This window comes from Streptomyces sp. NBC_00341 (assembly GCF_041435055.1).
GTDB lineage: Bacteria > Actinomycetota > Actinomycetes > Streptomycetales > Streptomycetaceae > Streptomyces.
In genome coordinates this window covers 7,573,814-7,599,550 of the sequence record NZ_CP108002.1, presented here as the reverse complement: position 1 = coordinate 7,599,550, position 25,737 = coordinate 7,573,814, and the positions used below count along the sequence as shown (strand labels likewise).

26 protein-coding genes and 1 pseudogene are annotated in these 25,737 nt (G+C 72.6%); 14 read left to right on the top strand and 13 right to left on the bottom strand.

The window, feature by feature from the left end:
• Nucleotides 1–92 precede the first annotated feature (92 nt).
• The 3 genes from OG892_RS34045 to OG892_RS34035 all read left to right on the top strand — a co-directional run bounded on the left by OG892_RS34045 (nucleotide 93) and on the right by OG892_RS34035 (nucleotide 2,903).
• Nucleotides 93–1,055 (top strand): DUF1996 domain-containing protein, encoded by a 963-nt coding sequence (locus OG892_RS34045; RefSeq protein WP_073734254.1) that lies wholly within the window; start codon nucleotides 93–95, stop codon nucleotides 1,053–1,055.
• A gap of 109 nt (nucleotides 1,056–1,164) precedes the next feature.
• Nucleotides 1,165–1,776, top strand: a complete 612-nt coding sequence (locus tag OG892_RS34040; protein WP_371631091.1) for a DUF305 domain-containing protein — start codon at nucleotides 1,165–1,167, stop codon at nucleotides 1,774–1,776.
• A 74-nt stretch (nucleotides 1,777–1,850) separates the two neighbouring features.
• Nucleotides 1,851–2,903 carry a LacI family DNA-binding transcriptional regulator gene (locus OG892_RS34035; RefSeq protein ID WP_073734252.1) on the top strand — a complete coding sequence of 351 codons (1,053 nt, stop codon included), beginning with the start codon at nucleotides 1,851–1,853 and terminating at the stop codon, nucleotides 2,901–2,903.
• A 12-nt stretch (nucleotides 2,904–2,915) separates the two neighbouring features.
• Here the strand turns inward: OG892_RS34035 and OG892_RS34030 are convergent, their stop codons facing one another.
• Entirely contained in the window at nucleotides 2,916–4,994 is a 2,079-nt protein-coding gene (locus tag OG892_RS34030) for a phage holin family protein (protein WP_073734251.1), read from the bottom strand.
• Between the two features lie 138 nt (nucleotides 4,995–5,132).
• The gene (locus tag OG892_RS34025) at nucleotides 5,133–5,537 is read right to left on the bottom strand and encodes a hypothetical protein (protein WP_327339919.1); all 405 of its coding nucleotides are present in this window, start codon (nucleotides 5,535–5,537) and stop codon (nucleotides 5,133–5,135) included.
• Between the two features lie 174 nt (nucleotides 5,538–5,711).
• Between OG892_RS34025 and OG892_RS34020 the strand changes: the two genes are divergently transcribed.
• Together OG892_RS34020 and OG892_RS34015 are read left to right on the top strand one after the other, a co-directional pair.
• Nucleotides 5,712–6,494: an MBL fold metallo-hydrolase gene (locus tag OG892_RS34020; protein WP_199884338.1), complete on the top strand. Its 783-nt coding sequence runs from the start codon at nucleotides 5,712–5,714 to the stop codon at nucleotides 6,492–6,494.
• Nucleotides 6,491–7,111, top strand: a complete 621-nt coding sequence (locus OG892_RS34015) for a VTT domain-containing protein (protein WP_328864714.1) — start codon at nucleotides 6,491–6,493, stop codon at nucleotides 7,109–7,111. The genes OG892_RS34020 and OG892_RS34015 overlap by 4 nt, the downstream gene beginning before the upstream one ends.
• A 37-nt stretch (nucleotides 7,112–7,148) precedes the next feature.
• Here the strand turns inward: OG892_RS34015 and OG892_RS34010 are convergent, their stop codons facing one another.
• The 3 genes from OG892_RS34010 to OG892_RS34000 form a co-directional block, all read right to left on the bottom strand.
• Nucleotides 7,149–8,414, bottom strand: a complete 1,266-nt coding sequence (locus tag OG892_RS34010; RefSeq protein ID WP_371631090.1) for an aminotransferase class I/II-fold pyridoxal phosphate-dependent enzyme — start codon at nucleotides 8,412–8,414, stop codon at nucleotides 7,149–7,151.
• Nucleotides 8,415–8,574: 160 nt separating this feature from the next.
• The gene (locus OG892_RS34005) at nucleotides 8,575–9,426 is read right to left on the bottom strand and encodes an SMP-30/gluconolactonase/LRE family protein (RefSeq protein WP_328864716.1); all 852 of its coding nucleotides are present in this window, start codon (nucleotides 9,424–9,426) and stop codon (nucleotides 8,575–8,577) included.
• Complete coding sequence (locus tag OG892_RS34000; RefSeq protein ID WP_371631089.1) at nucleotides 9,423–10,196, bottom strand: IclR family transcriptional regulator; 774 nt, start codon at nucleotides 10,194–10,196, stop codon at nucleotides 9,423–9,425. The genes OG892_RS34005 and OG892_RS34000 overlap by 4 nt, the downstream gene beginning before the upstream one ends.
• A gap of 251 nt (nucleotides 10,197–10,447) precedes the next feature.
• Between OG892_RS34000 and OG892_RS33995 the strand changes: the two genes are divergently transcribed.
• The 3 genes from OG892_RS33995 to OG892_RS33985 all read left to right on the top strand — a co-directional run bounded on the left by OG892_RS33995 (nucleotide 10,448) and on the right by OG892_RS33985 (nucleotide 13,417).
• Nucleotides 10,448–11,953 carry a bifunctional phosphatase PAP2/diacylglycerol kinase family protein gene (locus OG892_RS33995; RefSeq protein ID WP_073734245.1) on the top strand — a complete coding sequence of 502 codons (1,506 nt, stop codon included), beginning with the start codon at nucleotides 10,448–10,450 and terminating at the stop codon, nucleotides 11,951–11,953.
• Between the two features lie 240 nt (nucleotides 11,954–12,193).
• A complete protein-coding gene (locus OG892_RS33990; RefSeq protein ID WP_073734244.1) occupies nucleotides 12,194–13,003 on the top strand; it encodes a methyltransferase domain-containing protein in 810 nt (269 codons plus the stop codon).
• Nucleotides 13,004–13,054: 51 nt separating this feature from the next.
• Nucleotides 13,055–13,417: a VOC family protein gene (locus OG892_RS33985; protein ID WP_073734243.1), complete on the top strand. Its 363-nt coding sequence runs from the start codon at nucleotides 13,055–13,057 to the stop codon at nucleotides 13,415–13,417.
• 16 nt (nucleotides 13,418–13,433) lie between these two features.
• On the opposite strand, the gene OG892_RS33980 is transcribed toward OG892_RS33985, so the two are convergent.
• Together OG892_RS33980 and OG892_RS33975 are read right to left on the bottom strand one after the other, a co-directional pair.
• Nucleotides 13,434–15,404, bottom strand: a complete 1,971-nt coding sequence (locus OG892_RS33980; protein WP_073734242.1) for a DUF5107 domain-containing protein — start codon at nucleotides 15,402–15,404, stop codon at nucleotides 13,434–13,436.
• Between the two features lie 96 nt (nucleotides 15,405–15,500).
• Nucleotides 15,501–15,689 (bottom strand): annotated as a pseudogene (locus OG892_RS33975) (arginase family protein); the annotation flags it as partial.
• Nucleotides 15,690–15,787: 98 nt separating this feature from the next.
• Between OG892_RS33975 and OG892_RS33970 the strand changes: the two are divergent.
• The gene (locus tag OG892_RS33970) at nucleotides 15,788–16,132 is read left to right on the top strand and encodes a DUF6204 family protein (protein ID WP_073734241.1); all 345 of its coding nucleotides are present in this window, start codon (nucleotides 15,788–15,790) and stop codon (nucleotides 16,130–16,132) included.
• Nucleotides 16,133–16,450: 318 nt separating this feature from the next.
• Here the strand turns inward: OG892_RS33970 and OG892_RS33965 are convergent, their stop codons facing one another.
• Together OG892_RS33965 and OG892_RS33960 are read right to left on the bottom strand one after the other, a co-directional pair.
• A complete protein-coding gene (locus tag OG892_RS33965) occupies nucleotides 16,451–17,278 on the bottom strand; it encodes an aldo/keto reductase (RefSeq protein WP_073734240.1) in 828 nt (275 codons plus the stop codon).
• 78 nt (nucleotides 17,279–17,356) lie between these two features.
• Nucleotides 17,357–17,566, bottom strand: a complete 210-nt coding sequence (locus OG892_RS33960; RefSeq protein WP_073734239.1) for a hypothetical protein — start codon at nucleotides 17,564–17,566, stop codon at nucleotides 17,357–17,359.
• A 399-nt stretch (nucleotides 17,567–17,965) separates the two neighbouring features.
• Between OG892_RS33960 and OG892_RS33955 the strand changes: the two genes are divergently transcribed.
• The gene (locus OG892_RS33955; protein WP_073734238.1) at nucleotides 17,966–19,489 is read left to right on the top strand and encodes a catalase; all 1,524 of its coding nucleotides are present in this window, start codon (nucleotides 17,966–17,968) and stop codon (nucleotides 19,487–19,489) included.
• Between the two features lie 98 nt (nucleotides 19,490–19,587).
• Here the strand turns inward: OG892_RS33955 and OG892_RS33950 are convergent, their stop codons facing one another.
• Nucleotides 19,588–20,247 carry an endonuclease gene (locus OG892_RS33950; protein ID WP_328864721.1) on the bottom strand — a complete coding sequence of 220 codons (660 nt, stop codon included), beginning with the start codon at nucleotides 20,245–20,247 and terminating at the stop codon, nucleotides 19,588–19,590.
• Nucleotides 20,248–20,572: 325 nt separating this feature from the next.
• Here OG892_RS33950 and OG892_RS33945 point away from each other — a divergent pair, with 325 nt between their 5' ends.
• Genes OG892_RS33945 through OG892_RS33935 form a run of 3 tightly spaced genes read left to right on the top strand, consistent with a single transcriptional unit; the run spans nucleotide 20,573 to nucleotide 22,289 of the window.
• Nucleotides 20,573–20,899 (top strand): hypothetical protein, encoded by a 327-nt coding sequence (locus OG892_RS33945; RefSeq protein ID WP_024489858.1) that lies wholly within the window; start codon nucleotides 20,573–20,575, stop codon nucleotides 20,897–20,899.
• Between the two features lie 28 nt (nucleotides 20,900–20,927).
• Entirely contained in the window at nucleotides 20,928–21,491 is a 564-nt protein-coding gene (locus tag OG892_RS33940; RefSeq protein ID WP_371631088.1) for a DJ-1/PfpI/YhbO family deglycase/protease, read from the top strand.
• A gap of 6 nt (nucleotides 21,492–21,497) precedes the next feature.
• Nucleotides 21,498–22,289 (top strand): uracil-DNA glycosylase, encoded by a 792-nt coding sequence (locus OG892_RS33935; RefSeq protein WP_371631087.1) that lies wholly within the window; start codon nucleotides 21,498–21,500, stop codon nucleotides 22,287–22,289.
• Nucleotides 22,290–22,299: 10 nt separating this feature from the next.
• Here OG892_RS33935 and OG892_RS33930 read toward each other — a convergent pair whose 3' ends face one another.
• The gene (locus OG892_RS33930; protein WP_371631086.1) at nucleotides 22,300–23,820 is read right to left on the bottom strand and encodes an alpha/beta fold hydrolase; all 1,521 of its coding nucleotides are present in this window, start codon (nucleotides 23,818–23,820) and stop codon (nucleotides 22,300–22,302) included.
• 94 nt (nucleotides 23,821–23,914) lie between these two features.
• Here OG892_RS33930 and OG892_RS33925 point away from each other — a divergent pair, with 94 nt between their 5' ends.
• Nucleotides 23,915–24,865, top strand: coding sequence for a MerR family transcriptional regulator (locus OG892_RS33925; RefSeq protein WP_371631085.1), 951 nt, complete (start codon nucleotides 23,915–23,917; stop codon nucleotides 24,863–24,865).
• A 19-nt stretch (nucleotides 24,866–24,884) separates the two neighbouring features.
• Here the strand turns inward: OG892_RS33925 and OG892_RS33920 are convergent, their stop codons facing one another.
• Entirely contained in the window at nucleotides 24,885–25,433 is a 549-nt protein-coding gene (locus OG892_RS33920; RefSeq protein WP_371631084.1) for a GNAT family N-acetyltransferase, read from the bottom strand.
• A gap of 34 nt (nucleotides 25,434–25,467) precedes the next feature.
• Complete coding sequence (locus OG892_RS33915; protein WP_073734230.1) at nucleotides 25,468–25,707, bottom strand: LapA family protein; 240 nt, start codon at nucleotides 25,705–25,707, stop codon at nucleotides 25,468–25,470.
• Nucleotides 25,708–25,737 lie beyond the last annotated feature (30 nt).

Sequence of the window (25,737 nt, the reverse complement as noted above, 5' to 3'; positions counted from 1 at the left end):
CTCTATTGACATGTCCAGGGCATCATTTTACGTTCCTTTGAGAGAGCGCTCTCTCGCACAAGGAACCCCCACTTCCTCCGAACAGGAGTGCCGTGCTCTTCTTCCGTCAGAGATTCGCCCGTCCTCGTCCCACCGGCGAACACAGTCACCGCGCGGTGCCACCGCGCCGGCGGTACCGCGTCGCGGGACTCGTCGCCGCGGCGCTCGCCGTCTCCTTCCTCCAGTCCGCCACCGGCAACGCGTCCGCCGGTCCGGACTCGGGCACGAACGCCGTTCCGGCCGCCAAGGCCGCGGACGTCGTCCGGGTGGCCGAGTTCCTCGCCGAATGCCCCTACACCCACCGGGCGCCCGACGACCCGATCGTCTTCCCGGGCCTGCCCGGCGCCTCGCACATGCACAGCTTCTTCGGCAACGACTCGACGAACGGCAACTCCGACCTCGCCTCGCTGGAGAAGGCCAGGAGCAGTTGCTCACCCGACACGGACCTGTCGTCGTACTGGGTGCCGACCCTGTACGACGGCGACAAGGAGGTCGAACCCACCGGCACCACGTTCTACTACCTGGGCGAAGGCGTCCGCGACGATGTCATCCAGCGGATCCAGCCCTTCCCGCGCGGACTGCGCATCGTCGCGGGGAACGCGAAGGCGACCGGTCCCGACGACAACACGATCTCGCGCTGGTCGTGCCTCCACCACGGGGAGGTCAACCCGTCGCACGACTTCGTGAACTGCCCGGCGGACGGGATGCTGGAGTCGTACCTGGACTTCCCGCAGTGCTGGAACGGCACGGACCTCGACTCCGCCGACCACAAGAGCCACATGGCGTATCCGGTCAACGGCGAATGCCCCTCGACCCACCCCGTTCCGGTTCCCAAGCTGCGCCAGGTGCTCCGCTACCCGGTCAACGGCGACCCGGCCCGGTTCCGGCTGGCGTCCGGCCCCGGCTACACGATGCACGGTGACTTCTTCAACGTGTGGCCCGAGGCCGAGATGGCCCAGCGCGTCCGGGACTGCATCAACGCCATCGTGAAGTGCGGCGCCGACGGCACCCCCTGATCAACCGTCACTCCACCGCCCGCCGGCCACCGGCTGAACCGCCGCCGTCCGTCCGATGCCTGCCCGGGGCCCCGTGCCCCGGGCGGGCCCTTCCCCCGAGGACCTCGCCATGAAGGCGGCCCGCAGCACCGCAGCGCTGTCGCTGCTCCTGTTCCTCCTCCTGGCCGGATGCGATGCCCCGGCCGACGCGAAGCACCCGGCCCCGCCCGCCCCCTCGGTCGCCGCCGCAGCATCCGCCGCCACCGGGGGCGGGACTCCGGCCGATCCGACGGACGCCGCCTGGGCGCAGCTGATGACCCCGATGAACGAGCAGGCCGTGGCCCTGCTCTCACTCGCCGGGCAGCGCGCCGCCGATCCTCGCATACGGGGCTGGGCGGTCAGGCTCCGTACCGCGCAGAACGGCGAACTCGCGCGGCTGCGCCCGCTGCTGGCCCGGATGGGACTGCCCGACACCAATGTGCACGAGGGGCACGACATGCCGGGGATGGTGACGGAGCACGATCTCGAACAGGCCCGCGCCGTCGAGGGCCGGGCGTTCGACCGCCTCTTCACGGCCCTGATCCGCGACCATCTGCGCCAGTCCGCCCAGGTGTCGCGCTCCGAGACGGAGTCCGGGACCAGGCCCGATGCCAAGCGGCTGGCCACTGCCCTGGTGTCCGCGCGCAAGGCGGAACTCACCGAACTCGATCGGCTTCCGGGCCCCTCCGGGGTCGCCGGCTGACGCCCCGCTGCGTGCCGCCGCAAGGCTCCGTACCCGTTTCCGGACCGCCCGTACCGCCCGGTATAAAGAACTGCATGACTGCCGACTCACCGCTGCCCGCGCGCCCCGCCACTCTGGAGGACGTGGCCGCCGTGGCGGGGGTGTCACGGGCCACCGTCTCCCGGGTGATCAACGGCGCGACGACCGTGGACCCGGCGCTGCGCCGGATGGTCGAAGAGGCCGTGGACGCCACCGGATACGTGCCCAACCGCGCCGCCCGCTCGCTGGTCACCCGGCGCACCGACTCGGTCGCGCTCGTCGTCTCGGAACGCGAACGGCGCCCGGTCTCCGAGCCCTTCATAGGCCGGATGTTCTCCGACCCGTACTTCGGGCGGGTGGTCAGCGGGCTGCTCGAAGTCCTGCGCCCGGCCGGTATCCAGTTGGTGCTGATGCTGGCCGACGACCAGTCCTCCCGCGACCAGTTGCTGTCCTACCTGCGCCACGGGCACGTCGACGGGGTGGTTCTCATCTCCTCGCACGCGGACGACCCGCTGCCGGGGCTGCTGCACGACACCCGGCTGCCCGCCGTGCTCGCGGGTGAGCCCCGCCGGCCGACCCCGCTCACCTATGTCGAGGCCGACCAGCGGGCGGGGGCGCAGCTGGCCGCCGAACACCTGGTCTCGCTGGGCCGCCGCCGGATCGGCACGGTGTCGGGCCCGCAGGACATGCCGGCCGGTCAGGCGCGGCTGACGGGTTTCCTGGACGCGCTCTCGGCGCACGGCATCCGGGACGTGACGGCCGTGGAGGGCGACTTCACGCATACGGGCGGCGCCGCCGCGATGAAGCGGCTCCTCGACGACCGTGCGGACCTGGACGCGGTGTTCATCGCGTCCGACCTGATGGCGCTGGGCGCGCTCCCGGTGCTGCTGCGGGCGGGCAAGGAGATCCCCGATGACATCGCCCTGGTCGGGTTCGACGACAGCAGTGCGGCCACGGCCTGCGATCCGCCGCTGACGACGGTCCGGCAGCCGGTGGAGGAGATGTCCGCCGAGATGGCCCGGCTGCTGCTGAAGCAGATCGGCAGCCCCGGTGAGCCGGTGCCGTCGGCGATCTTCCATCCGACCCTGGTGAGGCGCCGCTCCGCCTGACGCCGCCGGCGGTCAGCCGCGCGCGCCGGTGCCCGCGTCGGCGTCACCGGCCCGGTCCGGCTGTCCCACGGGCACCTGCGGCCCCGAGACCTCGTCGAGCCAGCGCCGCAGGACCCGGTGGACGGTCTCCGCGCCGACCAGCTCGGCCGGCCGCTCCTCGCCCTCCGCGGCCGCCGCGTCGAGCGGGTCCGTCATCCCGCGCGGCCAGAGCAGGAAGGGCCGGGACTGTTCGCCGCCCAGGCCCCCGTGCGAGCCGATCTGCTCCTCGAAGGCGTGCACGGTGCCCGTTTCCGGGTCGTACATCGAGTTGACCATCACGTCCGCGACGTGCGGGAAGGTGTCGGTGCGCCGGATCGCGGCCGCCGCTCCCGGGCCGAAGGGGGCCAGCGGCCCGTCCCCGTCCCGCAGCTCCGCCACCGGGATCCGGGTGCCGCCGCGCGCCAGCACCACGGAGCCGTGGGCCTCGCTGCGCACCAGCAGGAAGCCGATGCCGGGGTGGTTGGCGAGCGTGCTGAGCAGCGCGGGGTGGCGGCGGTCGAGCTGCTCCAGGGAGGCGCGGCCGGCGAGGTCGGGGAAGGAGATCAGGCCGAGGTTGCCGGAGGCGAGGACGACCGGCTCCGAGGGGTGGGCCTGGTTCTCCTGCCGGTCCCCGTCGACCGGCCGGTGCAGCGCGATCCGTACCGCGTCACGGGCTTCGGAACCGCTCCGGGTGCGCTGCGCCCGGCGGGGCACCGGCAGTCCGCTGCCCGCCCGCACCAGGTCCTTCAGCGTCAGCCCGTACACCCCCGCGAAGGTCTCCCCGGGGCTCTGGCCGTGGTCGGACAGGAGCACGATCCGGTACGTGCGCGGGGTGTGTTCCGCGACCTTGACGATCAGCGCGAGCGAGCGGTCCAGCCGGGCGAGGACCTTCTCCGCGTCCCGGCTGCGCGGCCCGGAGTGGTGGGCGACCTCGTCGTAGGCGACCAGGTCGGCGTAGACCGCGGTCCGTCCGGCGAACATGTCGCCCATGACGGCGGCGACCACCACATCGCGTTCGACGACGGTCGCGAAGGCCCGGATGAAGGGGTAGAGCCCGCCGCGCTTGATCCGGGGCGTCTCCTTGCGGAGGCGGGCCCGGGTGGACTGGCCTATCTCCCTGCCGACCTCGGCGACGAACGAGAGCGCGGTACGGACGGCGTTGGCCGGGTCCGCGAAGTAGGCGAAGTACCCGGCCCGTGAGCGGCGGCCCTTGCCGCGTCTGGCGGCCATCGACAGGACGAGCGCGAGCTGGTCGGCGCCGCCGCTGAAGAGGTTGCCCCGGCCGGCCCCGTCGAGGGTGAGCAGTCCGCCGTCACGGGTGCGGAGGACGGCTCTGCGCTGCATTTCGAGGGCGCTCGCCGGTCTGCTGGAGACCATGACGTCGCCGGTCTCCTTCTCGTACCAGCGGAAGGCCGGGACGTCGAAGTTGGTGCCGTGCAGGATGCCGAGCTGGCTGGCGCCGGTCTGGCTGGACCAGTCGGTGCGCCACGGGGTGAGCCGGTGGCCCGTCCCGTCGGCCAGCCAGTGGGCGACGGTCGGCATCAGGCCGTCGGCGGCGGCCTGCGCGAGGACGTCGTGGCCGACTCCGTCGAGCTGGATGAAGACCGTGCCGGGCGGCCCCCCGTCCGCGCCGTCACCGCTGCCGCTGCGGCGGCGCCGCCGGTCCGCGAGGCGCGACAGACGGCGGCGGTAGGCGTTGTCGTCACGGACGGCGAGGGCGGTGGACGTCGCCGAGGCGACCGCGGACATCACGGCCGCGACGACGACCGCCATCTGCGGGTCGGCCGCGCCGCGCCCGTCCGGGATGAGCCGCAGCGCTATCAGCAGCAGCGAGCCGTTGAGGAAGAACACCAGCGCGCCCAGGACCAGGGCCGGCACGATGAGCAGGGCCCGTACCAGCACCGGCCAGACCAGTGCGGAGAGCAGTCCGAACGCGCCCGCGCCCCAGGCCGCGGTGAACGCGGTCTTGGTGATGCTGTCGCCGTCGTCCGACTGGAGCTGGAAGTCCGGCAGAATCCCCGCGAGCACAAGCATCGTGAGCGTCGAGACGCCCCACACCACAATCACCCGCATCAGGGCGCTTCCGGCTCTTCGCCATCGCCCGTCACCCACGCCGCTGCCACCTCACGTCCGGGCCCCGCTCTTCCGGGCCCCGGTCCAGCTTTTCACAGCGGGACGGCCCACTGGACCGGCGATCTCCGGCCGGGCGGTTCAGGAGCCGTCGTATCCGGCGGTCGGCATCGAGAGCCTGCGGTGCACACCGGCTTTGGTCCGGGAGCTGTAGAGCGGCTCGTCCAGACCGGCGATCTCCAGGCGGACGCCGCGCCGCTCGCACTCCTCGGTGAACCGCGGGACCGAGGCGACGGCCCGCGCGAGCACCCGGTCGTTGGGGGCGACGAAGAGTTCGACCTCGCCGTCCTCGACATCGGCCCAGAGTGCCTGGTGGTCGGGGCGCAGTCCGTACAGGCGCAGCTGCCGGGTGACGACGTAGCCCTTGTCGGCCGCCCAGCGGGCGCACATCTCGTGCTGGCTGCGGGTGTCCACGAGGAACGGATCGCTGTCGAGCTCCTCCAGCGGCGTGAGACTGGCGATGGCCGCCACCCGTACGTCCCCCATGGCCGTTCTCCCCGAGCTAGGCGTCCTGCGACCCTACGCCCCGGGTCCCCGTACAAAAAGGCGCGTGGCGGGACGCGCGGGGGGCGCACGGGAGCGGGAGCACCGGGGCTCACGGACCGGGCGCGGCTGTTACCCGTAGGCTCGACGGCAGGTCCGGGGAACAGGAGGCGGCGCGTGCCGGTGGAAGTCACCTGGTGGGGTCATGCCACCTGCACGATCGAGGACTCCGGGGTCCGGGTGCTGACCGACCCCCTCTTCGTACGGCGCATCGCGCATCTGCGCCGCCGTCGTGGAGAGCTGCCCGGCCCGGCGGCGGCCGTCGCCGATGTCGTCCTCATCTCGCATCTGCACTCCGACCATCTGCATCTGCCGTCGCTGGCCCGCATCGCCCCGGGCGGCCGGCTGATCGTGCCGCTGGGTGCGGTCCGGGCGGTTCCGGGGCTGCGGCTGCTGCGCAGGATGCGCGGGCTGCGGATCACCGAGGTCGTGCCCGGCGACGAGGTGCGGGTCGGTGCGGTGCTGATCCGTGCGGTCCCGGCCCTGCACGACGGGCGGCGGCTGCCGGTGGGCCCGCACCGCTCCCCAGCCCTTGGTTACGTCGTCCAGGGCTCGGCGCGCACCTACTTCGCCGGGGACACCGGACTGTTCGACGACATGGCAGAGGAGGTCGGGCCGGTGGACGTGGCGCTGCTGCCGGTCGGCGGCTGGGGGCCCTACCTGGGCCACAGCCACCTCGACGCGGGGCGGGCCGCCCAGGCGCTGGCCCGGCTGTCGCCGCGCTCGGCGGTGCCGGTGCACTACGGCACGTACTGGCCGATCGGGATGGACGGAATCCGGCCGCACGAGTTCCATTCGCCGGGTGACGAGTTCGTCCGGCAGGCGGCGCTGCTGGCGCCGGGGGTGGCGGTGCACCGGCTGGAGCACGGCGAACATGTCCGGCCGGAGGCCGACGGGTGATCCACGAGGTCGTGAGCCGGCTCCCTACGGAGTCGACGCAGCAGGCGGTCGGCTATCCGTCGCTGTTCCTGCTGGTGGCGCTGGGCGCGCTGGTGCCGGTGGTGCCGACGGGTGCGCTGGTGAGCTCGGCGGCGGTGGTGGCGTTCCACCAGTCGTCGCCGTTCGCGCTGCTGTACGTCTTCGCGGTGGCGTCCGGCGCCGCGTTCCTCGGAGACGTCTGCCTGTACTGGCTGGGTCAGCGCGGGGTGCGCTCGAAGAACGGTTCCAAGTGGCTGCGGGTGATCAGCGAACGGGCCGCTCCGGAGCGGCTCGCGCAGGCGCAGCAGAAGCTCGACGAGCACGGCGCGATGGTGCTGGTGCTGTCCCGGCTGGTACCGGCCGGGCGGATTCCGGTGATGCTGGCCTGCCTGCTGGGCCGGATGCCGATGCGGCGGTTCGCCCGCGGGGATGTGCCGGCCTGTCTGGCCTGGGCCGCCACGTACCAGCTGATCGGCGTTCTGGGCGGCTCGCTGTTCCCCGAGCCGTGGCAGGGGGTGGTGGCCGCGGTGGGTCTGACGCTGCTGATCAGCGGGGCGCCCGCGCTGTGGCGCCGGCTGCGGGTGCGCTTCGGCCGCTGACGGCCGGGGTGCTCCGGCGGAGCGGCCCGGGGGTCCGTCAGCGGAGTTCGTCGAGGGCGGAGCGGAAGACGCCGAGGGCTGCCTCGACGTGCGGCAGTTCCAGGGGCCGCGCCGCGGCCAGTGACTCCAGCTGCTGCTCCGGGGTCGACCCGAGCAGCGTCCCGGTGCCCAGCCGCACCCGCAGGGCCCCCAGCTCGTCGCCGAACCGGTGGCCGCCGGGGGCCGGTGCGCCGAGCCGCTCCGTCAGGTACTCCTCCAGCTCCAGCGAGTCCGTGACACCCCGGGCGGCGAGCCGGGACCTGAGCGGGCCGAGGTCCGCGTAGAGGTGGCGGCCGGCCTGCGGGGGCCGGGCCAGCGCGCCGGAGGCGAGGACCGCCCGGTGGGCGGCGGCGGCGACCTGTGCCTGCATGGCCGCCGCCCGGCGGACCCGCTCCGTGACGGCGTCCGGTTCGCGCAGCGCGTGCGCCGCGGCCGCCGCGACCGGACCGGCGACGAAGGCGCCGAGCGCGGTGAGGATGTCGAGCGTACGGGCGTGGCGGACCGCCGCCCGGCCGGTGTCCGGGAACCGGGCGACCGCGACCGGCCAGGCGGACGGGGTCAGCGCACCGGTCAGGTCGGAGATCACCGTCACGTCGTCGGGGCACATCTCGGCCGGGCTCAGCAGCACCGTGTCGCGCGGCCGGTGCAGGGTGTCGCGCCAGGTCTCGTCGCTGACGATGTGCAGCCCCTCCGCGACGGCGGCCTCGCAGGCCTCGCGCACGAGTTCCGGCGGCGCGACGGTGGCGGTGGGGTCGTCGACGACGGAGATCAGCAGCAGCCGGGGCCTGCCGCCCTCGGCCCGCACCCTGCGGACGGTCTCCAGCAGCGCGTACGGGTCGGGCACGCCGCCGCACTCGGCGGGGGTCGGCACGTGGTAGGCGGGCCGGCCCAGCAGCCGGGCCTGCGGGATCCAGGCAGCGGGGCAGGGGCGCGGCATCAGCACGTCGCCGCCGTGCGCGGCGATCAGGGCCAGCAGCAGCGCGGAGGTGCCCGGCGCGGCCGCGACGCGCTCGGGGCCGCCGCGCAGTCCGCGCCGCTCCCAGTAGGCGCAGGCCGCCTCGCGCAGCGCCGCCGAGCCCCCGGCCGGCTCCGGCACGCCGCGGCCGGCCGCCGCCGCCAGTACCTCGGCCAGTTCGGGCAGGACCGGCAGTCCGGGGCCGGGCGCGGGCGGTCCGTACCGCACCGGGCCCCGGTCCTCCCGGACTCCCGGTGCGCCGCGCCCGGTCCGCCCGCGTCCCTGACGCCCGGTCCGTTCCCGGCCCATCCGGGCCTCCTCCGCCGCCGCTCGGTCAGCCGCCCGTCGAGCGGGCCGTGTGAGCCCCTTTATACGAGGGAATGGCGCGGGCCGCCCGGTGGGCCGGGAAGCGTAACCGCCGTGACGTCCTGGGCACGGCCCCCGTGCGGGTCCCGCTCGGCCTGGCCCGTCAGCCCGCGAAGGGGGTGGCGGGCATGCCCCGGCCGGCGTCCGGCAGGACCAGCAGCGAACCGTCGAGCGGGTGCGGGGCGTCGAGGCCGCCGCGGGCCGTGGAGATGTACAGGTCGCGCAGGTCCGGGCCGCCGAAGGCGCAGGACGTCGGCCGTCGCACCGGCAGTTCGACGATGTGCTCCAGCACACCGTCCGCCGTGTAGCGGCGCAGCGCGGCCCCGTCCCACAGGGCGACCCAGACGGCTCCCAGCGCGTCCACCGTCAGCCCGTCGGGGAAGCCGGCCCCCTCCTCCACGGTGGCGAACGGGCGGCGGTCGAGGACCTGTTCACCGTCCACGTCGAAGACATCGATCCGGCGGGTCGCTGTGTCGATGTAGTACATCAGCCGCCCGTCGGGGCTCCATCCGGTGCCGTTGCTGCAGGCCACCAGGGGCAGCACCCGGGTGGCCGTGCCGTCGGGTGCGACGCGGGTGAGGCTCCCGCCCGCCTCCGTGTCGTCGTAGCGCATGGTGCCCGCCCACAGCGCCCCGTCGGGGGCCACCGCCGCGTCGTTGCCGCGCCGTCCCGGTTCGGCGTCGTGGACGAGCCAGCGGAAGGCGCCGTCGGCGTCGTAGAGACCGATGCCGTCGCGCAGGTTGACGACCAGGCCGCCGCCCGCGCGTGGTTTGGCCGCTCCGACGTGCTGTTCGGTGGCCATGACCGTACGGCGGCCGGTGGCCGGTTCGTAGGTGTGGATCCGGGCGGCGAGGATGTCGACCCAGATCAGCCGTCCGGTGGCCGGGTCCCAGGTCGGGCCCTCACCGAGGGCGGCGTGCGCGCGGACGGCGACTTCGGGGCGCGGGCGGTTCATCCCCGCCCCCCGTGGTGTCCGAGCCGGCCGGAGAGCGCCTCGGCCCCCTCGGCGGCGAGGGAGGCCAGCTCCTGCTCGCGCCCGTCGCTCCAGCGGATCATCGGGACGGAGATGGAGAGCGCGGCGACGACCCGGCCGGTCCGGTCCCGTACGGGCGCGGCCACACAGCTCACATCGCGGTTGGACTCGCGGTGCTCCACCGCGATGCCCCGCTCCCGGACGGCGTCGAGCGCGGTGCGCAGCTCCGCCTCCTCGGTGATGCTGTCCGGGGTCATGCCGGTGAGTTCGAGGCCGTCGAGGCGGGCGTCGAGCTCCGGGCCGGGCAGGGCAGCGAGGAGCATCTTGCCGACGGACGTGCAGTGGGCGGGCAGCCTGCGGCCGGCAGCCGAGACCATCCGGACCGCGTGGGTGGAGTCCACCTTGGCGATGAAGATGACGTCGGTCTCCTCCAGGATCGCCACGTGAACGGTCTCCCCGCACGTCTCGGCCACCTGCTGGGCCACCTGCCGGCCCTCGGCGGCGAGGTCGAGCTGCTCGGCGTAGCGGCTGCCGAGCTGGTAGGTGCGGACGCCGAGGCGGTACCGGCCGGGCTGGTCCGGGGTCGTGACCAGGTAGGAGCGGGCGGCCAGCGTGGTCAGCAGCTCATGGACGGTGGTGCGGGGCAGCTGGAGCCTGCGGGTGACCTCGGGCGCCGAGAGCGTCCCGTCGCCGTCGAGGAACAGTTCGAGCACGTCCAGCGCCCTGGTCACCGCCGGTACAAGTCGCCCCATGGTCGCGCACCACCCTCTCGCGTTCGGCATTCCGGTCAGTGACCGGCATCACGAACGCAGGCTACGGGTGGCGCACTTGTCCGGGCAATGACGCAGTGACGTCCGACACCGGACCATGCGCGCTTTCGCGGCAATTCTCCGCTTGTGTCATCGAATGGGGGGCGGCCGGAGCCGTCCGGCGGGCGGGCCGGACCGCGCCGTCCGGTCGCGCCTCTTGATTCGGAGCGGTCCGGCAGGGTATTCGCTGTCCCATGTCGTCACCGAGCAACCCTTCACATCCGCCGAGCCCCGCCGGGCTGCGGAACCTGCTGCACCGATGCGATCTCGCCGTCTTCCAGGGCCTGGCCCGACGGGACTGGCCGGCCGCCGCACCCGTGCTGCCGCGGCTCAGCCGCAGCGCCAATCACGGGCTGCTGTGGGCCGGTGCCGCGGCGGGCATGGCCGCGTTCGGCGGCAGCGCCCGTGCCCGGCGGGCCGCGTTCCGCGGGATCGCCTCACTGGCCGTGGCCTCGGCCGCGATCAACACGGTCGGCAAGGGGGCGGTCCGCAGGGAGCGGCCGATACTGGACGCCGTTCCGGTGATTCGACAGCTCAAGCGCCAGCCGGTCACCACGTCGTTCCCCTCCGGGCACGCCGCGTCCGCCGCCGCCTTCGCCACCGGGGTGGCCCTGGAGTCGAAGGGCTGGGGAGCGGTCATCGCGCCGGTCGCGCTGTCCGTGGCGGCCTCCCGCGTCTACACCGGCGTCCACTATCCGAGCGATGTGCTGGCCGGTGCGGCGCTCGGCATAGGAGCGGCGTTCGCCCTGCGCGGTGTCGTACCGACCCGGGGGCAGCTGCCCGCACCGGGCAGGCCGCCCGCCCACGCGCCCGCGCTGCCCGACGGCCAGAACCTGGTCGTCGTGGTGAACGAGGCGTCGGGGACGGCCACGGCCACGGCCGCGCTGGTCCGGGACGCGCTGCCGAACGCCGAGGTGGTCGAGTGTCCCCCCGAGGAGGTCTCCGCCGAGCTGGAGAAGGCGGCGGACCGGGGCCTGGCGCTGGGCGTCTGCGGCGGCGACGGCACGGTCAACCGGGCGGCGGCGGTGGCCTCCGTGCACGGTCTGCCGCTCGCGGTGTTCCCCGGCGGGACGCTGAACCACTTCGCGTACGACCTGGGCATCGAGACCGTGGCCGACGCCTGCGCCGCGATCGCCGCGGGCGACGCGGTCCGGGTGGACCTGGGCCGCTTCCGGCCGGGCCCCGACGGACCCGGCGGCGCCCACGGCTACTTCCTCAACGCGTTCAGCATGGGTGTCTATCCCGAGCTGGTGCGGACCCGCGAGCACTGGTCCCCCCGGATCGGCGGCTGGCCGGCCGGCGTGCTCGCCGCGTTGCAGGTGCTGCGCGGCCGGCGCCCGCTGGAGGCCGAACTCCAGGGGCGGCGGCGCCCGTTGTGGCTGCTGTTCGTCGGCAACGGGCTGTTCCAGCGGGTGGGCCCGGCACCCGGCCGACGGCACAACCTCGCGGACGGACTGCTGGACGTACGGGTGGTGCACGGCGGACGGACCCCGGGGCTCCGGCTGCTCGCGGCGGCCGTCGCGGGTCCGCTGACCCGCTCCCCCATGCATGCCGCCGTCCGGCGTCACCGGGTCCGGATCGCCGGGCTGCGGCCGGGCACACCGTACGCGTACGACGGCGAAGTGGCGCACAGCGGACGCGAGCTGATGATCGACAAGCTGCCGGAGGCGCTGACGGTGTACTGCCCGATGCAGCTCTGACCCGTCTACGGATGTGAGACCGGCCCGGGGACGGGCGAACGAGGGGCGGCCGACGCCGAGTCGGCCGCCCCTTCGCGTGTTCCGACCCCGGGCCGAATTGTCTCACATCGCAAGATAGCCATCTCATTATTCGGCGTCCGGGCGTACCGTAGCCGTACCGATCAGCACTTCGCGGCTCGCGTTTCGCGCGGTTCACGTCCCACGCCCCGCATGTCGCACTTCGAGAAAGGACGCACGGCCATGTCGAAGGAGACCGCCGTCTACACCCACGGCCACCACGAGTCGGTGCTGCGCTCGCACCGCTGGCGCACCGCCGCCAATTCCGCGGGATATCTCCTCGGCGAACTGCGCCCCGGCATGGCCGTGCTGGACGTGGGCTGCGGTCCCGGCACCATCACCGCGGACATCGCCGCGCTCGTCGCACCCGGCCGGGTGACCGCCGTCGACACCACCCGCGAGATCCTGGACCAGGCGGCCGAGGTCGCGGCCGAACGCGTTCTGGAAAACCTGGAGTTCACCACCGCCGACGTGCACGCCCTGGACTTCCCCGACGACACCTTCGACGTGGTCCACGCCCACCAGGTGCTCCAGCATGTCGGGGACCCGGTGCAGGCGCTGCGCGAGATGCGCCGGGTCTGCCGCCCCGGTGGCGTGGTCGCGGCCCGTGACAGCGACTACGCGGCGATGACCTGGTTCCCCGAGGTGCCCGTCATGGACGCCTGGCTGGACCTGTACGGCCGGGTGGCCCGCACGAACGGCGGTGAGCCGGACGCGGGGCGTCGGCTGCTCTCCTGGGCCCGGCAGGCCGGCTTCACCGACATCATCCCGACGGCCGCCGCCTGGTGTTTCGCCACCCCGGAGAGCCGGGACTGGTGGAGCGGGCTGTGGGCGGACCGTACCGTCGGCTCGGTCTACGCGAAACTGGCGGTCGAGGGCGGGCACGCGACGCCGGAACAGCTGACCGCGATCGCCGAGGCGTGGCGCACCTGGGGCGAGCAGAGCGACGGCTGGTTCATGGTCCCGCACGGCGAGGTGCTCTGCCGCGCATGAGCGCCACCGAACCGATCACACCCCGCTGACCGGCCAACTACCCTGTTCCGCATGGAAATCCTGGGAACCACGCTGCGGATCTGCGTCGACGACCTGGAGGCCGCGGTGGCCTTCTACGAGAACCTCACGGGCAGCTCGGCGCTGCGCTTCGAGCGCGGCGGGGTCTCGGTGGCCGCCATCAGCTGCTTCCTGCTGATGAGCGGCCCCGAGTCCGAGCTGGAGATCCTGCGCAAGGTGACGGCGACGATCGCGGTCAAGGACGTGGACGAGGCCAACGCCTCGCTGACCCGGGTGGGCGCCCGCGTCATCGCGGGCCCGGTCCACACGCCCGTCGGCCGCAACCTGATCGCCGTACACCCGGACGGTTCGGTCTTCGAGTACGTCGACCGAAACCCGTCCGCCGGTACCCCCTGAATCGCCTGTATGGACGTCAGGAGCGCGGGCGCATCCGGTAGTTGTACCGGTCCGGCAGCGGTTCGTCCGTCAGCTCGGCCCACACCTCGTCCAGGACCTCCGCGCCCTCTCGCAGATCGGCGACCTCGAAGCCCTCGTCGAACAGCGCGCGGGCGGCGGCGCGTTCGCCCTCCGCGATCAGCAGCCGCGCCTCCAGCAGACGGAAGCGGCCACGGCTGCGGATCGCCGGGAGCAGCCCGTCCCAGACGGTGCGGGCCTGCCCCGGCAGGCCCGCCGTCAGCAGTGCCTCGATCGCCTCCCGGCCAAGGGCGGCGGTGGCGGCCGCCCAGGTGTCGCCGTCGTCGCCGCGCCGGGCGCACAGGTCGTCGAACGCCTCCGTGTAGTGGTCGGCCGCCCGCTCCCACTGACGGCTCTCCTGGGCGGCGACCGCGAGGCAGCGCAGCAGCGGCCAGCGGGACGGGGCCAGTGCCAGTCCGCGTTCCCAGCTGCGGACCGCCTGGGCACGGTCGCCGGCGTGCCACTGGGCGACGCCCAGGTGGTATTCGGTGAGCGGCTCCGCGGCGGCCGTCTCCAGCATGTCGCGCCAGTGCGGGGAGACCAGCGAGGGGCCGGGCGGCGTCGCCCCGGGCGGTTCGGGGAAGGTCCCCTGTTCCAGCAACTCCAGCCAGGGCGACTGTTGTTCACCCAGCGTGGACTCGGCGAAGGGGGTGCCCGGCAGCTTGTACCCCGCGCGCCGGACTTCGAGCGCGCCCCAGCCGGAACCGGTGGCGAGGACCTCGCCGGGTTCGGTGTCGGCACAGCGGCGCCAGGCCTCGTACGCGGCGTCCACATCGGCACGCGGCAGGGCGGCGGCGAGCCGCTGCTCGGTCTCCGCGCGGGCGGCCGGCCAGTCGTCGCCGTGCACGGCGGCGGGGTCCGCCGACAGGGGCCCGTACGACTCCAGCCAGCTGAACTCGGCGCCGGGCTCCAGCGGCACGTGCTCCAGCTGGGTGCGGGCCAGTCCCGCCTGGATCTCCGCGTAGCCGACGGTGCCGGGTTCGGTGAGCCACTCCTGCCAGCGGCGGCCGCCGGCCCCGCTGCCCCAGAGGAACAGCTTGCGGCCCTTCAGCAGGTCGGTGGAGGTCTGGACGAGGCCGTGGCCGTTCTCGTCGAGGGAGGCGATCCAGCGGCGGGCGTCGTCGGGCACCTCGTAGAAGTAGTCGGCGGGGAAGTCGCTGCGCAGCGGGTACGTCCGGTCGACCGAGCCGCTCTCGGGGACCGGGACCAGGTTCAGGGTGCGTTCGTAGCCGAAGTGCCAGGCCCGGTCGGCCGGGGCCACCACCCGGGTGCGCTCGCCCTCCGGTACCGCGATGTTGGACCACCAGTAGACCGGTGCGGGGCGCTCGTGCGGATTGCGTATCCGTACGCCGACGTGCAGGAAGTCGGAGCCGTCGGGCAGCCACAGGTCCACCTGGAACGGCAGGTCGCGCAGCCTCTCCCACTCCCAGAGCCGGACCATCTCGCCGCCGTCGGGTGCGGTGACCCGGGCGGCGTGCACGGGGGCGCAGGACAGGGTGGTGTGGCCGGTCGCGCCGATGTTCCACTCGATGCCGCCGGAGAACCAGGCGCCGTTGAGCGCGAAGTCGGCGGGCTGGAGGACGGGGTTGGTGTAGACGAGGTCCCGGCCGGTGGGCTTGTGGAAGAGGGAGTGGATACGGCCGCCGAACCCGGGCAGCACGGTGGCCCGGAGCCGGTCGTTCTCGATCACGATCACATCGAGGTCCGTGGCGGTGCGCTCGCGCCCGTACCCGTCGAGGACGGCCACGGGCAGGACGGTGGCCAGCGGCTCGTGGCCGATCTGCCGGGCCATGTCACGGGGCAGACCGGCCCGGTCGCGGTCGTCGACGACATGCATCTCGTCGAGGGGCCGCAACGCGGGCAGCGGATTCTCCGCTCCCACCGCCGCAGCGGGCAGGGTCAGTACGTCACGTCGTACGGTGGTGGCCAAGGCAACCTCGCTCCCTCGCGCGGGCCGCCGCAGGTCCGGGCGCCCCCCGATGACCATGGAACACGCTGGAGGCCGCCCGGACCAGGGGATCGGCCGTCACTCTTCGGCAAAAGCCGCGACCACCAGGTCGGTGAGCAGGGCGCCGGCGGTTCCGTCCGGGTCCGGATCGGGATCGTAGACGGTGATGTTGAGCCCCACACAGCGAGGTGAGCGGACCAGTGCACGCAGCAGCGGGCCCAGCTCACCGGGGAGCGGTCCGCCGTCGTCGGGGCTGTCCACCGGGGGCGCGTCGCGCACGACAATATTCCGCGTGGCCGCCATCCTCCTGGCCGTAGGCTTGCCGCTCAAGCGGTTGCGGGACGTTATGGAGACGGTGGATCACGATGAGCACGCAGCACACCTACCGAGTGATCGTGCGCGGCACCTGGGACGGGCTGACGGACGCGGCGCGGGAGCGGATGCTGGCCGAGGTGGAGCAGCACGGCCTGGCGTCCATGGCGTTCAGCGAAACGGGTTCGCTCACCTACGACCGCGTCCTCAAGCACTTCAGCTTCCGCTACGTGGTGGTGTCGGAAGCCGAGGACGGTGCGGAGATGGCGTGCGCGATCGCCGAGGACCGCGCGGAGACGGAGCTGCGCAAGCGCGGGTACGGGCATGGCGAACTGCGATCCACGGCGACGGACATGGACACCATGAAGATCAACTACAAGGGGCGCAGGCCTGTGTGAGCCCGCCGTGGGGCGATCCGACCGCGCCGCACCCGCCAGGAAGCGCAGCCGGACAACTACCGCCCAGCGGTCTCTCGCAGTGGGACCGGCACCGGTAGTTCCTCAATCGGCTTGCGGCACACCCAGCTCAGCAGCGGCCCCGTCATCGCCGTGGTGACCAACGCCATGACGACCATGAGCGAGTACAGCGATGATCGCCGCGAGTTGGCCGAGTCGGCCCGGCGTGAGGTGGCCGAGGTCGACGTTGATCGGCTACTCCTGACGGCCTCCCCTCTCGGAGCCGCCGTCCTCCCGCTGATGTGGACGCGAAGTCCGACGTCAGCCGGTGAAACGGTCGGGGTCGGGCCCCGTCCGCTCGTTACGGTTCAGCGCGGAGATCTCGCCCATGTCGCCCTCGCTGAGGTCGAAGTCGAAGAGGGCGAAGTTCTCCTCGACGCGCTTCCGCGTCACCGACTTGGGGAAGACGATGTCCCCGCGTTGGATGTGCCAGCGCAGGGTCACCTGGGCAGGCGTCCTGCCCACCCGGTCCGCGATGCGGTTGATGGCCGGGTCGTCCAGCACCTTGCCCTGCGCGATGGGCGACCAGGCCTCCGTGACGATCTCGTGCTCCGCGCCGAACGCCCTGACATCGTCCTGCGTGAGGTAGGGGTGCGCCTCGATCTGGTTGACCACGGGCACCACCTCGCTGCTTTCCAGCAGTCGGCGCAGGTGGTGGGGCTGGAAGTTGGAGACCCCGATGGCCTTGGTCCGGCCGGATCGGTAGATCTCCTCCAGCGCCTTCCAGGTCTCCACGAAGTCGCCCCTTCCGGGCAGCGGCCAGTGGATGAGAAAGAGGTCCAGGTAGTCGAGAGCGAGCTCATCCATGGTGCGGTCGAACGCCAGGAGAGCCTCGTCGTGGCCATGGGCGCCGTTGTTGAGCTTGCTGGTCACGAAGACGTCGGCGCGGTCCAGGCCGGACTCCAGGACCGCCTGGCCGACCTCCTTCTCGTTGCCGTACATCTCCGCGGTGTCGATGTGCCGGTAGCCGGTCTCCAGCGCGGCCAGCGTCGCCTCCCGGGTCGCGTCGGGCGGGATCTGGAAGGTGCCGAAACCCAGTTGGGGGATCCGCACCGCGTTGTTGAGGGTGATGGTAGGTACTGAGGTCATAGCCACTCCTCGCTCCTCGCTGACAAGGCTCTCCGCGTGGTGCCCCGGGCTTCCCGGGGCCCTCGGGCCGGAGATGTCTCAGCCGCCGCCGGACTGCAGGTCGGGGGCGTCCGGATGGGAGGACTTGCGGGGCTTGACGGAGGTGTCGGCCTTCTCGTCCGCCTTACCGGCGGGCCTGTCGACCGGCCCGCCGGAGGGCTTGTCCGAGCCCGTGTCGCGGGACCCCATCGCCCCGCGCTCCTCCTGCGGCTCTTCCTGGACCTTTGCTGCACCTGTTCTGTCCGACATCGGAACCCACTTCCCTGCTCGCATCGCACATCCGCGCATATCCGTGGACATCTGCGGATATCCGCGGGTGATGTGCCCCCCTGTCGGCCGGAGCGTCACCCCGAGCCGAGAACGCGGCACAGGGGAACCCCGTCAGTCCATCCTTCACCCTTTTGCACCCGCCTCGCATCCGGAGCACGGACTCCGGGCGCGGGGGCAGTCCGGACCGCCGCTCCCACGGAACGCCGTACCGGCACAGGGCGCCTTCGCGCAGGTGCCGGCACCTGATCGCCGAAGAGCGCGGTCTGTCAATGTTTGGCACCATCCAGACAGGGCTAGGCGCGTAGTCGCGAGACGCCCACCGCATGCGTGATCCCGACCTACATCGCGCACCTGACAACGCAGCAGGAGGACAGCCCGATGACCGACACCTCACGCGAGGCGACCACCACGGATTCCGGCGCTCCGGTGGAGAGTGACGAACACTCGCTCACCGTCGGCCCCGGCGGACCGGTCCTGTTGCAGGACGCCTACCTGATCGAGCAGATGGCGCAGTTCAACCGGGAGCGGATTCCCGAGCGTCAGCCCCATGCCAAGGGGAGCGGTGCCTTCGGGCATTTCGAGGTGACCAACGACATCAGCGCCTACACCAAGGCCGCGGTCTTCCAGCCCGGCACCAGGACCGATCTCGTGGCCCGGTTCTCGACCGTCGCCGGCGAGCGCGGCAGCCCGGACACCTGGCGGGACCCGCGCGGCTTCGCGGTGAAGTTCTACACCAGCGAGGGCAACTACGACATGGTGGGGAACGACACCCCCGTGTTCTTCATCAAGGATCCGATGAAGTTCCAGCACTTCATCCGGTCCCAGAAGCGCCGCGCGGACAACAACCTGCGCGACCATGACATGCAGTGGGACTTCTGGACCCTCTCGCCCGAGTCGGCCCACCAGGTCGCATGGCTGATGGGCGACCGGGGCATCCCGCGTAGCTGGCGGCACATGAACGGCTACACCTCGCACACCTACATGTGGATCAACGCGCAGGGCGAGCGCTTCTGGGTGAAGTACCACTTCAAGACCGACCAGGGCATCGAGTGCTTCACCCAGGACGAGGGCGACCAGATGGCCTCGGCCGACACCGATTACCACACGCGGGATCTCTTCGAACACATCCGTGACGGTGAGTACCCGAGCTGGACGCTGCACGTGCAGGTCATGCCGTACGAGGACGCCGCGGGGTACCGCTTCAACCCGTTCGACCTGACCAAGGTGTGGCCGCACAGCGACTACCCGCTGATCGAGGTCGGCCGGATGACGCTGGACCGCAACCCCACCGACAACCACGCCGAGATCGAGCAGGCGGCCTTCCAGCCGAACAACCTGGTCCCCGGCATCGGCCCGAGCCCCGACCGGATGCTGCTCGCGCGGCTGTTCTCGTACGCGGACGCGCACCGCTACCGCATCGGGGCCAACTACCAGCAGCTGCCCGTCAACGCGCCTGTCGTTCCGGTGAACACGTACTCGAAGGACGGGGCGATGGCGTACCGGAAGACCAGCGATCCCGTGTACGCCCCGAACTCCAAGGGCGGGCCCGCCGCCGACACCGCGCGGCACGGCTCCCCGCCGAGCTGGTACGCCGACGGTGAGATCACCCGGGCGGCCTATGTGGACCACGCAGAGGACGACGACTGGGGACAGCCCGGCACCCTGGTCCGTGAGGTCCTGGACGACGCGGCCCGCGAGCGGCTGGTGGACAACGTCGTCGGCCATCTGCTCAACGGGGTCACCGAGCCTGTTCTGCGACGGGCCTTCCAGTACTGGTCGAACATCGACAAGTCGATCGGTGAGCGCATCGAGCAGGGTGTGCGCGCCAAGGCCGACGAGAAGGACCCGAAGGCCGCGGAGCAGGGCAACCCCGCACGGCGGAACATGCAGGCGAAGGCCTGATCGCGGAGCTGTCGGGGTGCCGGGTCTGCTTGGGGGGCGGCCCGGCACCTCGGTAGCGGGGCCGCTCCGGCAGATTTGCGGCGTGCGCCCGTAGTGGCTTATGCGCGCGCCCGGAGGTCCGCGACGATGTCCTTGTCCAAGGCCGCGCGTACCAGCGCCGCCGCGAGGACCGCGGGCCCGTGGTGGCCGGAGGGGCGGGCCTGTTCCGCCAGTCCGGCCAGCTTCTCCGGTGAGGTCGGCAGCCCCAGCTTCTCCGCACCCTGGAGGGCCTTCTTGTCGAGGTACGGCGCTGTCTCGGGCCATACCGCCTGGGCCTCGCGCAGGAAGATGTCGGCGCCGGCCGGTCCGATGCCCGGCGTCCGGCGCAGCCCGCTCCGCAAGGCGTCGAGATCACCGTCGGCCGACCGGCGGAGACGCCGCAGGTCACCGCCGTACTCGTCGAGCAGCAGCTCGGCCCCGTCGGCGAGCTGGGTAGCGGTCTTCTCGTCGTAGCGGCGGTAGCCGCCCTCCCCGAGGGCGTCCACACGTTGCTGCCAGGTCGATTCGAGCATGCGGCGGGGCGATCGCATGTCATGCGCGAAGAGCGCCTGTGCGGCGGCCACCGCGACGGAGCCTCTGATCCTGGCACTCAGGAGGTGGCTGAGCACCAGCAGTTGGTACAGCGGCTGTGGAGTGTCACGCAGCCGGATGCCCGCCTCGTCGGCGAACGTCCGGCCGTGCTCGGTGAGCAGCGCCTCTATGGTCCTACGGTTGTTCACAACCGGTCATCTCCTCCGGGACGGTGGCCGGTCACCCGCGGGTCACCCGCGATGGCGCGTCCGGACCGGAAGCACGGGCCACGTGCAGAGGACGCATGAGGGACGGGGAACGGGTTCCCGCCCCTCTCAACCTAAGCCGCATTCACCGAGTGGACACCTCGGCTGGATGAGGGCTCAGCCGCCGTGGGCACCCCGAACAGTCACCCCTCGGGTGGTCGCGCTCACGTCGCGGAGAACACGTTTCGGAAGTGGACTGAGGGAAACCCGAGTCCGAGTCGGAAGAAGAGACTCGGAAGAAGAGACACAGAGAGACGAGGCGAGTCCCATGCCCGCTGGATCCAGCCCGAAGCGCGAGCGTCAGTACGAGCACGTGAAGGAGAGCGCGGAGAAGCGCGGTACCTCGGAGAAGCGGGCGAAGGAGATCGCGGCCCGGACCGTGAACAAGGAGCGCGCGCGCTCGGGCGAGGCGGAGACGGCGAGCAAGTCGTCGACGCGTGACCCGAAGTCCGCCTCCCAGCGTGGCGGGCAGCGCTCCCACAGCGGCGCCCAGGGACGCACCAGGGACCAGCTGTACGAGGACGCCAAGAGGAAGAACATCGAAGGCCGCTCGAAGATGAACAAGGAGCAGCTGCTCAAGGCCGTCGGCCGCTGAGCCGCTCCCCGGGAAAGAGGCAGAGATCATGACCGCGAATGACGGAAGCAAGCGCAAGGTACTGGCCGTCGTGACCAACTACGGCGTCGAGCAGGACGAACTCGTGGTGCCTGTCGAACATCTGCGCGGCTGGGGCGCCCACGTGGACATCGCGGCCCTGTCCACCGACGACATCCGGACGCTCGTCGGTGACAAGGACCCCGGTAAGACCGTGCGGCCCGATCTCACGCTGGACGCGGCCGACGCCGCCGCGTACGACCTGCTGCTCATTCCGGGCGGGACCCTGAACGCGGACAAGCTGCGCTGTCAGGGCCCGGCGGTGGAGCTCGTCCGCGCCTTCAAGGAGACGGGGCGCCCCATCGCGGCGATCTGCCACGGGCCGTGGGCCCTGGTCGAGGCGGATGTCGTCGCGGGCAAGCGGCTCACGTCGTACTCCTCGCTGGCCACGGACATCCGCAACGCGGGCGGCACCTGGGCCGACGAGCCGGTAGTCACCGATGACACGAACGGCTGGACGCTCATCACCTCCCGCAACCCCGGAGACCTGGACCCCTTCCTCCACGAGATCGATGCCGCCCTCGCTGTCGAATGAGCCGGCATGTGTGACACGACTCCCCCCGTGCCGGAGGCGGCCGACTTCCCGGCCGTCGCGGCTTCGGAGGCCCGTTCCCTGCCCGAGCTGGACGCGGCACTGGCCACGTGCCGCGCCTGCCCACGGCTGGTCGCCTGGCGGGAGGAGACCGCCCGGGTCAAGCGTCCGGCGTTCCAGGACTGGACGTACTGGGCACGACCGGTGCCCGGCTTCGGTCCCCCGGACGCCCCGCTGGCACTCGTCGGGCTGGCGCCCGCCGCACACGGCGGCAATCGCACGGGACGGATCTTCACCGGCGACGCCTCGGGGGACGCGCTGTTCGCCGCCCTGCACGACGTCGGGCTCGCCTCTCAGCCGACCTCCACGCACCGCGGGGACGGCCTGCGGCTGCACGGAGTACGCATCACGATGCCGGTGCACTGCGCACCGCCGGGCAACCGGCCGACCAGCGCCGAGCGCGACACCTGCCGCCCCTGGCTCGTCCGCGAACTGGCACTGCTGAGCCCGGCGCTGCGCGCCGTCGTGGTGCTCGGCGGCTTCGCCTGGCAGACACTGCTCCCGGTGCTGGCCGACGCCGGCTGGCAGCTGCCCCGCCCCCGTCCCGCCTTCGGGCACGGCGCTGAAGCAGCCCTCACCAGCCGCGACGGACAACGAACACTGCACCTGGTCGGCAGTTACCACCCCAGCCAACGCAACATGTCCACCCGCACGCTGACCCCCGTACAGCTGCGCGAGGTGCTGCTCCGGGGCGCCGTACTGGCCCGCCTGCCGGCCACCCGTCCACGGGAAACGCCTTAGGGCCCCGCGTTCACACCGCCAGGTGGTCCAGCACCGCGCGCATCCCGCGATGCACCGCGTCGCGCAACTCCGGGGTCAGGTCGATGGTCTCGAAGGCGTGGTGGGCGTTCGGTACGTCGATCACCTCCACCGCCGCCCCGCAGTCCCGGGACGCGGTGAGGAACTCCTCCACCGTGGCGGCGATCTCCGGCCTCTCGCGGCCGACGCGGGTGATCACGAGGGGCAGGGCGCCGGCCTTCGGCACCGCGTCCGCCGGCCGGAATCGGGCGTCGACCGGGCCCAGCACGGGCAGTGGCGCCAGCACCGGGTAGCTCGCCGCCAGGCAGCGCAGCCAGGACGGCGGCTGCCGCAGCCAGTCCGCCATGAGCAGACCGCCGCCCGAGAAGAACCACAGAGCGATCCGCTCCCCGTCCACCCGGGGATCGGCCCGGACCAGCTCAAGGGTGGCCCCGATGTCCTCGGCGGCGAGCGGGTAGTCGGCGACGTCGTGCAGTCGGTGATCGAGGGTCACGCCCACGACGCCCTGCCCGGCCGCGTAGCGGGCGTACCCGGTCAGGGCCGGCCAGTCCCTCGGGGTCGGCCTCGCCTCGGCGGGTACCGGTCCGCCGTGCACGAACACCACGGCCGGGCGCGGGCCCTCTGCGGCGGGCAGGTACAGGTCGGTGTGGCCGGTCCGCTCGCGCGGGATGTCCGGTACGTCGAGCAGGAACGGCCGCAGGTGTGCGGGCGGCTGCGCGGCGTCGGGGGCCACCAGCCGGTGTCCCCCGCCCTCGGCCGCCCGCCGCAGGACCTCCGCGAGCTCGGCCGGGAGGGACAGCATCGGCCAGTGGCCGGTGGGGAGTTCGAAGAACGTCACCTGTGGGCCGGTGAAGACCTGGAGGGTGGGTTCACCGAAGTCCACGCCCCGCTGGACCATCTCGATGCTGGAGCCGCCCGCGTTGCACAGCACCCCGGTGACGGGCAGCGAGGCCGCCGCGCCGGTCAGCCGCAGCGGCTGGAGCAGGGTGCGCAGCGGTTGCGGCGTGGCGGACGCGGTGAGCCGGTCCAGCGCCGCGTCGGGAACGCCCTCGGTGCTGCCCCAGCGCTGCCACCCGTCGCGGGCCGGGGCGGGCAGCTCCCCGTGGGCCCCGTCGGTACCGGCGCGCTCGGCCAGCTCCTCACGCAGGGCCGGGTCGGGTACCGCGGCCAGGGCGGGAACGCCGTCCTGCGGCAGCCCCGAGTCCAGGTACACGATCCGGCCGACGCTCTCGGCCCTGCGGTCGGCGGCGCCCAGCACCGGATGGATGCCGTAGTCGTGGCCGACCAGCACGATCGGCCGGCCGGGCGCGGCGCCGACCGAGTCGATCACCGCGAGCACGTCCGCGATGTGGGTCTCCAGATCGATGGTGTCCGCCGCGGCGGGGCGGGGGCCACCGGTTCCGGTGAGGGCCACCGCGTGCACCTCGTCGCCCTCCGCGGTCAGCCGCGCGGCGGTCTCCCGCCATACGTGTGTATCGGTGAACATGCCAGGTACCAGGATGAATGCGGTCATCGGTCTCTCCTCAGCGCTCCTCGCCCGCGACGCCGCCACGACTCTGCGGCAGCGCCCGCCGGTACGGTAGAAGCTCCCCCGGAGGGAGGTTCAAGTGTTCCCGTCCCACGACGGCCTGTACGGCATCGGTGAACTCGCCGAGCGTGCGGGTGTCACCGTCAAGACCGTCCGCTTCTACTCGGACAGCGGCCTGCTGCCGGAGGCCTGCCGCAGCGCCGGCGGGCATCGCCGGTACGGCCCGGAGGCGCTCGGCCGGCTGCGGCTGGTCCGCTCGCTGCGTGCGCTGGGCCTTCCGGTGCGTGAGGTGCACCGGGTCCTCGACGAGGAGGAGACCGGGGCGGGCAGCGTGCTGGAGGACGCCGTCGCGGGGCAGTTGCGCGAACTGGGCTCCCAGCTCCGGGCGCTGCGCTGGCGGGAGGCGGGGCTGCGGCTGGTGCAGGAGTGCCGGCCGGGTGAGCGTGCGGACCGGCTGCGCCTGATCGGCGCGGTGTCCGCGCCTCCGGACACCGCGCCGCTGGCCCGTTTCTGGCGGGGCTGGCTGCCGCCCCGGATGCCGGCCGGGGCGACCGCCGCGTTCCTGGAGGCTGTGGTGCCGCAGCCGCCCGAAGAGCCGGAGCCCGCCCAGGTTCTCGCCTTCGCCCGGCTGTACGCCTTCGTGACCCGTCCGTGCGCCGGCACCGAGCGACCTCAGCCGGCGGCGCACCGGAGCGAGGGGGCCGGCCGGCCGGCTGTGCTGTACGCCGGTCTGGCCGAGGCTTACGAGCTGGCGGGCGCCCGGATGCGCCGGGGACTGCGGCCGTCTCCGGGCCCGGAGCTGGACAGTTTCGTGGACGCGTACGCGAGCGCGTACGGCAGCCGGGACACCCTCGCCTTCCGCCGGGTGCTGGCCGGGCAGCTGGCGGCCGATCCCCGGATCGACCGCTACTGGGAGCTGGTGTCCGAGGTGGTCACCCCGCCGGGCGGAACACCGGAGCCGACCCCGGGGTCCGCGCACGACTGGCTGTTCGCGGCGCTGGACGCGCAACTGGTCGCCGGGACGGGCTGAGGCCACCGGGCCGGTGTGGTCAGCGCATCTCCGCGGTGATCGCCCAGCGCTCGTGATCGCGCCAGGCCCCGTCGATGAACAGGAAGTCCGGCGAGAAGCCCTCCAGCCGGAATCCGGCCCGGCGCACCAGCGCGATCGACGCCTCGTTGCCCGGCTGAACGTTGGCTTCGAGGCGGTGCAGGCCGAGGGGTCCGAAGGCGTACCGAAGCACCAGTCCGAGCCCCTCGGCCATCAGTCCGCGCCCGGCCGCGTGGGCGAAGGCGCCGTATCCGAGCGCTCCGCAGCGGAAGCCGCCGATGACGATGTTGTTGATGTTGATGAAGCCGGCGACGGCACCGTCACCACCGGCCCCGTGCCGCTCGCACACGAGGAAGCCCGCCTTCGACGGATCCTCGATGAGTACGGTCGCGTAGGCCGCGTACGTGTCCGGATCGGTAGGCGGGAAGAGCCACGGCCGGTGCAGTTCGCGGCTCTCCCGCGCACGTGCGGTGAACTCGTCCGCGTCCGCGGGGGTGAAGGGGCGGATCGCGGTGCGCGGTCCCTCGGCCAGGTAGGTGGTGTCGGACATCGGCCCAGCGTATGTGGCGTGCGGGGCCCCGGTGCTACTTGGGCCGCCTGCGGAAGAAGTAGGCGCCGCAGGCCATCCCGGCCACGAACATCACCACCAGCGCCACGTAGAGCGGCATCGTCACCAGCGGGATCAGCAGGCGGACCGTCACGTCGGTGGTGTTCTCGGCGATGAACACCACCGACAGGACCGCGATGACGAGGATCAGGATGCGGGCCGGGGTGAAGGGACCGGTGCTGCGCGTACCGCCGCTCGACACGTCTTTCGGGCTCATGAACGGCCCCTTCCCTGCTCCTGGTGCGGC

Bases quoted from the DNA above. Each gene is read 5' to 3' on its own strand.
- OG892_RS33930 (WP_371631086.1), bottom strand. From the start codon at position 23,820: ATGACCGCATTCATCCTGGTACCTGGCATGTTCACCGATACACACGTA.
- OG892_RS34025 (WP_327339919.1), bottom strand. From the start codon at position 5,537: ATGGGGGACGTACGGGTGGCGGCCATCGCCAGTCTCACGCCGCTGGAG.
- OG892_RS33970 (WP_073734241.1), top strand. From the start codon at position 15,788: ATGAGCACGCAGCACACCTACCGAGTGATCGTGCGCGGCACCTGGGAC.
- OG892_RS34010 (WP_371631090.1), bottom strand. From the start codon at position 8,414: ATGGGCCGGGAACGGACCGGGCGTCAGGGACGCGGGCGGACCGGGCGC.
- OG892_RS33960 (WP_073734239.1), bottom strand. From the start codon at position 17,566: ATGTCGGACAGAACAGGTGCAGCAAAGGTCCAGGAAGAGCCGCAGGAG.
- OG892_RS34035 (WP_073734252.1), top strand. From the start codon at position 1,851: ATGACTGCCGACTCACCGCTGCCCGCGCGCCCCGCCACTCTGGAGGAC.
- OG892_RS33945 (WP_024489858.1), top strand. From the start codon at position 20,573: ATGCCCGCTGGATCCAGCCCGAAGCGCGAGCGTCAGTACGAGCACGTG.
- OG892_RS33940 (WP_371631088.1), top strand. From the start codon at position 20,928: ATGACCGCGAATGACGGAAGCAAGCGCAAGGTACTGGCCGTCGTGACC.
- OG892_RS33920 (WP_371631084.1), bottom strand. From the start codon at position 25,433: ATGTCCGACACCACCTACCTGGCCGAGGGACCGCGCACCGCGATCCGC.
- OG892_RS33965 (WP_073734240.1), bottom strand. From the start codon at position 17,278: ATGACCTCAGTACCTACCATCACCCTCAACAACGCGGTGCGGATCCCC.
- OG892_RS33985 (WP_073734243.1), top strand. From the start codon at position 13,055: ATGGAAATCCTGGGAACCACGCTGCGGATCTGCGTCGACGACCTGGAG.
- OG892_RS33955 (WP_073734238.1), top strand. From the start codon at position 17,966: ATGACCGACACCTCACGCGAGGCGACCACCACGGATTCCGGCGCTCCG.
- OG892_RS34000 (WP_371631089.1), bottom strand. From the start codon at position 10,196: ATGGGGCGACTTGTACCGGCGGTGACCAGGGCGCTGGACGTGCTCGAA.
- OG892_RS33990 (WP_073734244.1), top strand. From the start codon at position 12,194: ATGTCGAAGGAGACCGCCGTCTACACCCACGGCCACCACGAGTCGGTG.
- OG892_RS34030 (WP_073734251.1), bottom strand. From the start codon at position 4,994: ATGCGGGTGATTGTGGTGTGGGGCGTCTCGACGCTCACGATGCTTGTG.
- OG892_RS33995 (WP_073734245.1), top strand. From the start codon at position 10,448: ATGTCGTCACCGAGCAACCCTTCACATCCGCCGAGCCCCGCCGGGCTG.
- OG892_RS33915 (WP_073734230.1), bottom strand. From the start codon at position 25,707: ATGAGCCCGAAAGACGTGTCGAGCGGCGGTACGCGCAGCACCGGTCCC.
- OG892_RS34040 (WP_371631091.1), top strand. From the start codon at position 1,165: ATGAAGGCGGCCCGCAGCACCGCAGCGCTGTCGCTGCTCCTGTTCCTC.
- OG892_RS34005 (WP_328864716.1), bottom strand. From the start codon at position 9,426: ATGAACCGCCCGCGCCCCGAAGTCGCCGTCCGCGCGCACGCCGCCCTC.
- OG892_RS33935 (WP_371631087.1), top strand. From the start codon at position 21,498: ATGTGTGACACGACTCCCCCCGTGCCGGAGGCGGCCGACTTCCCGGCC.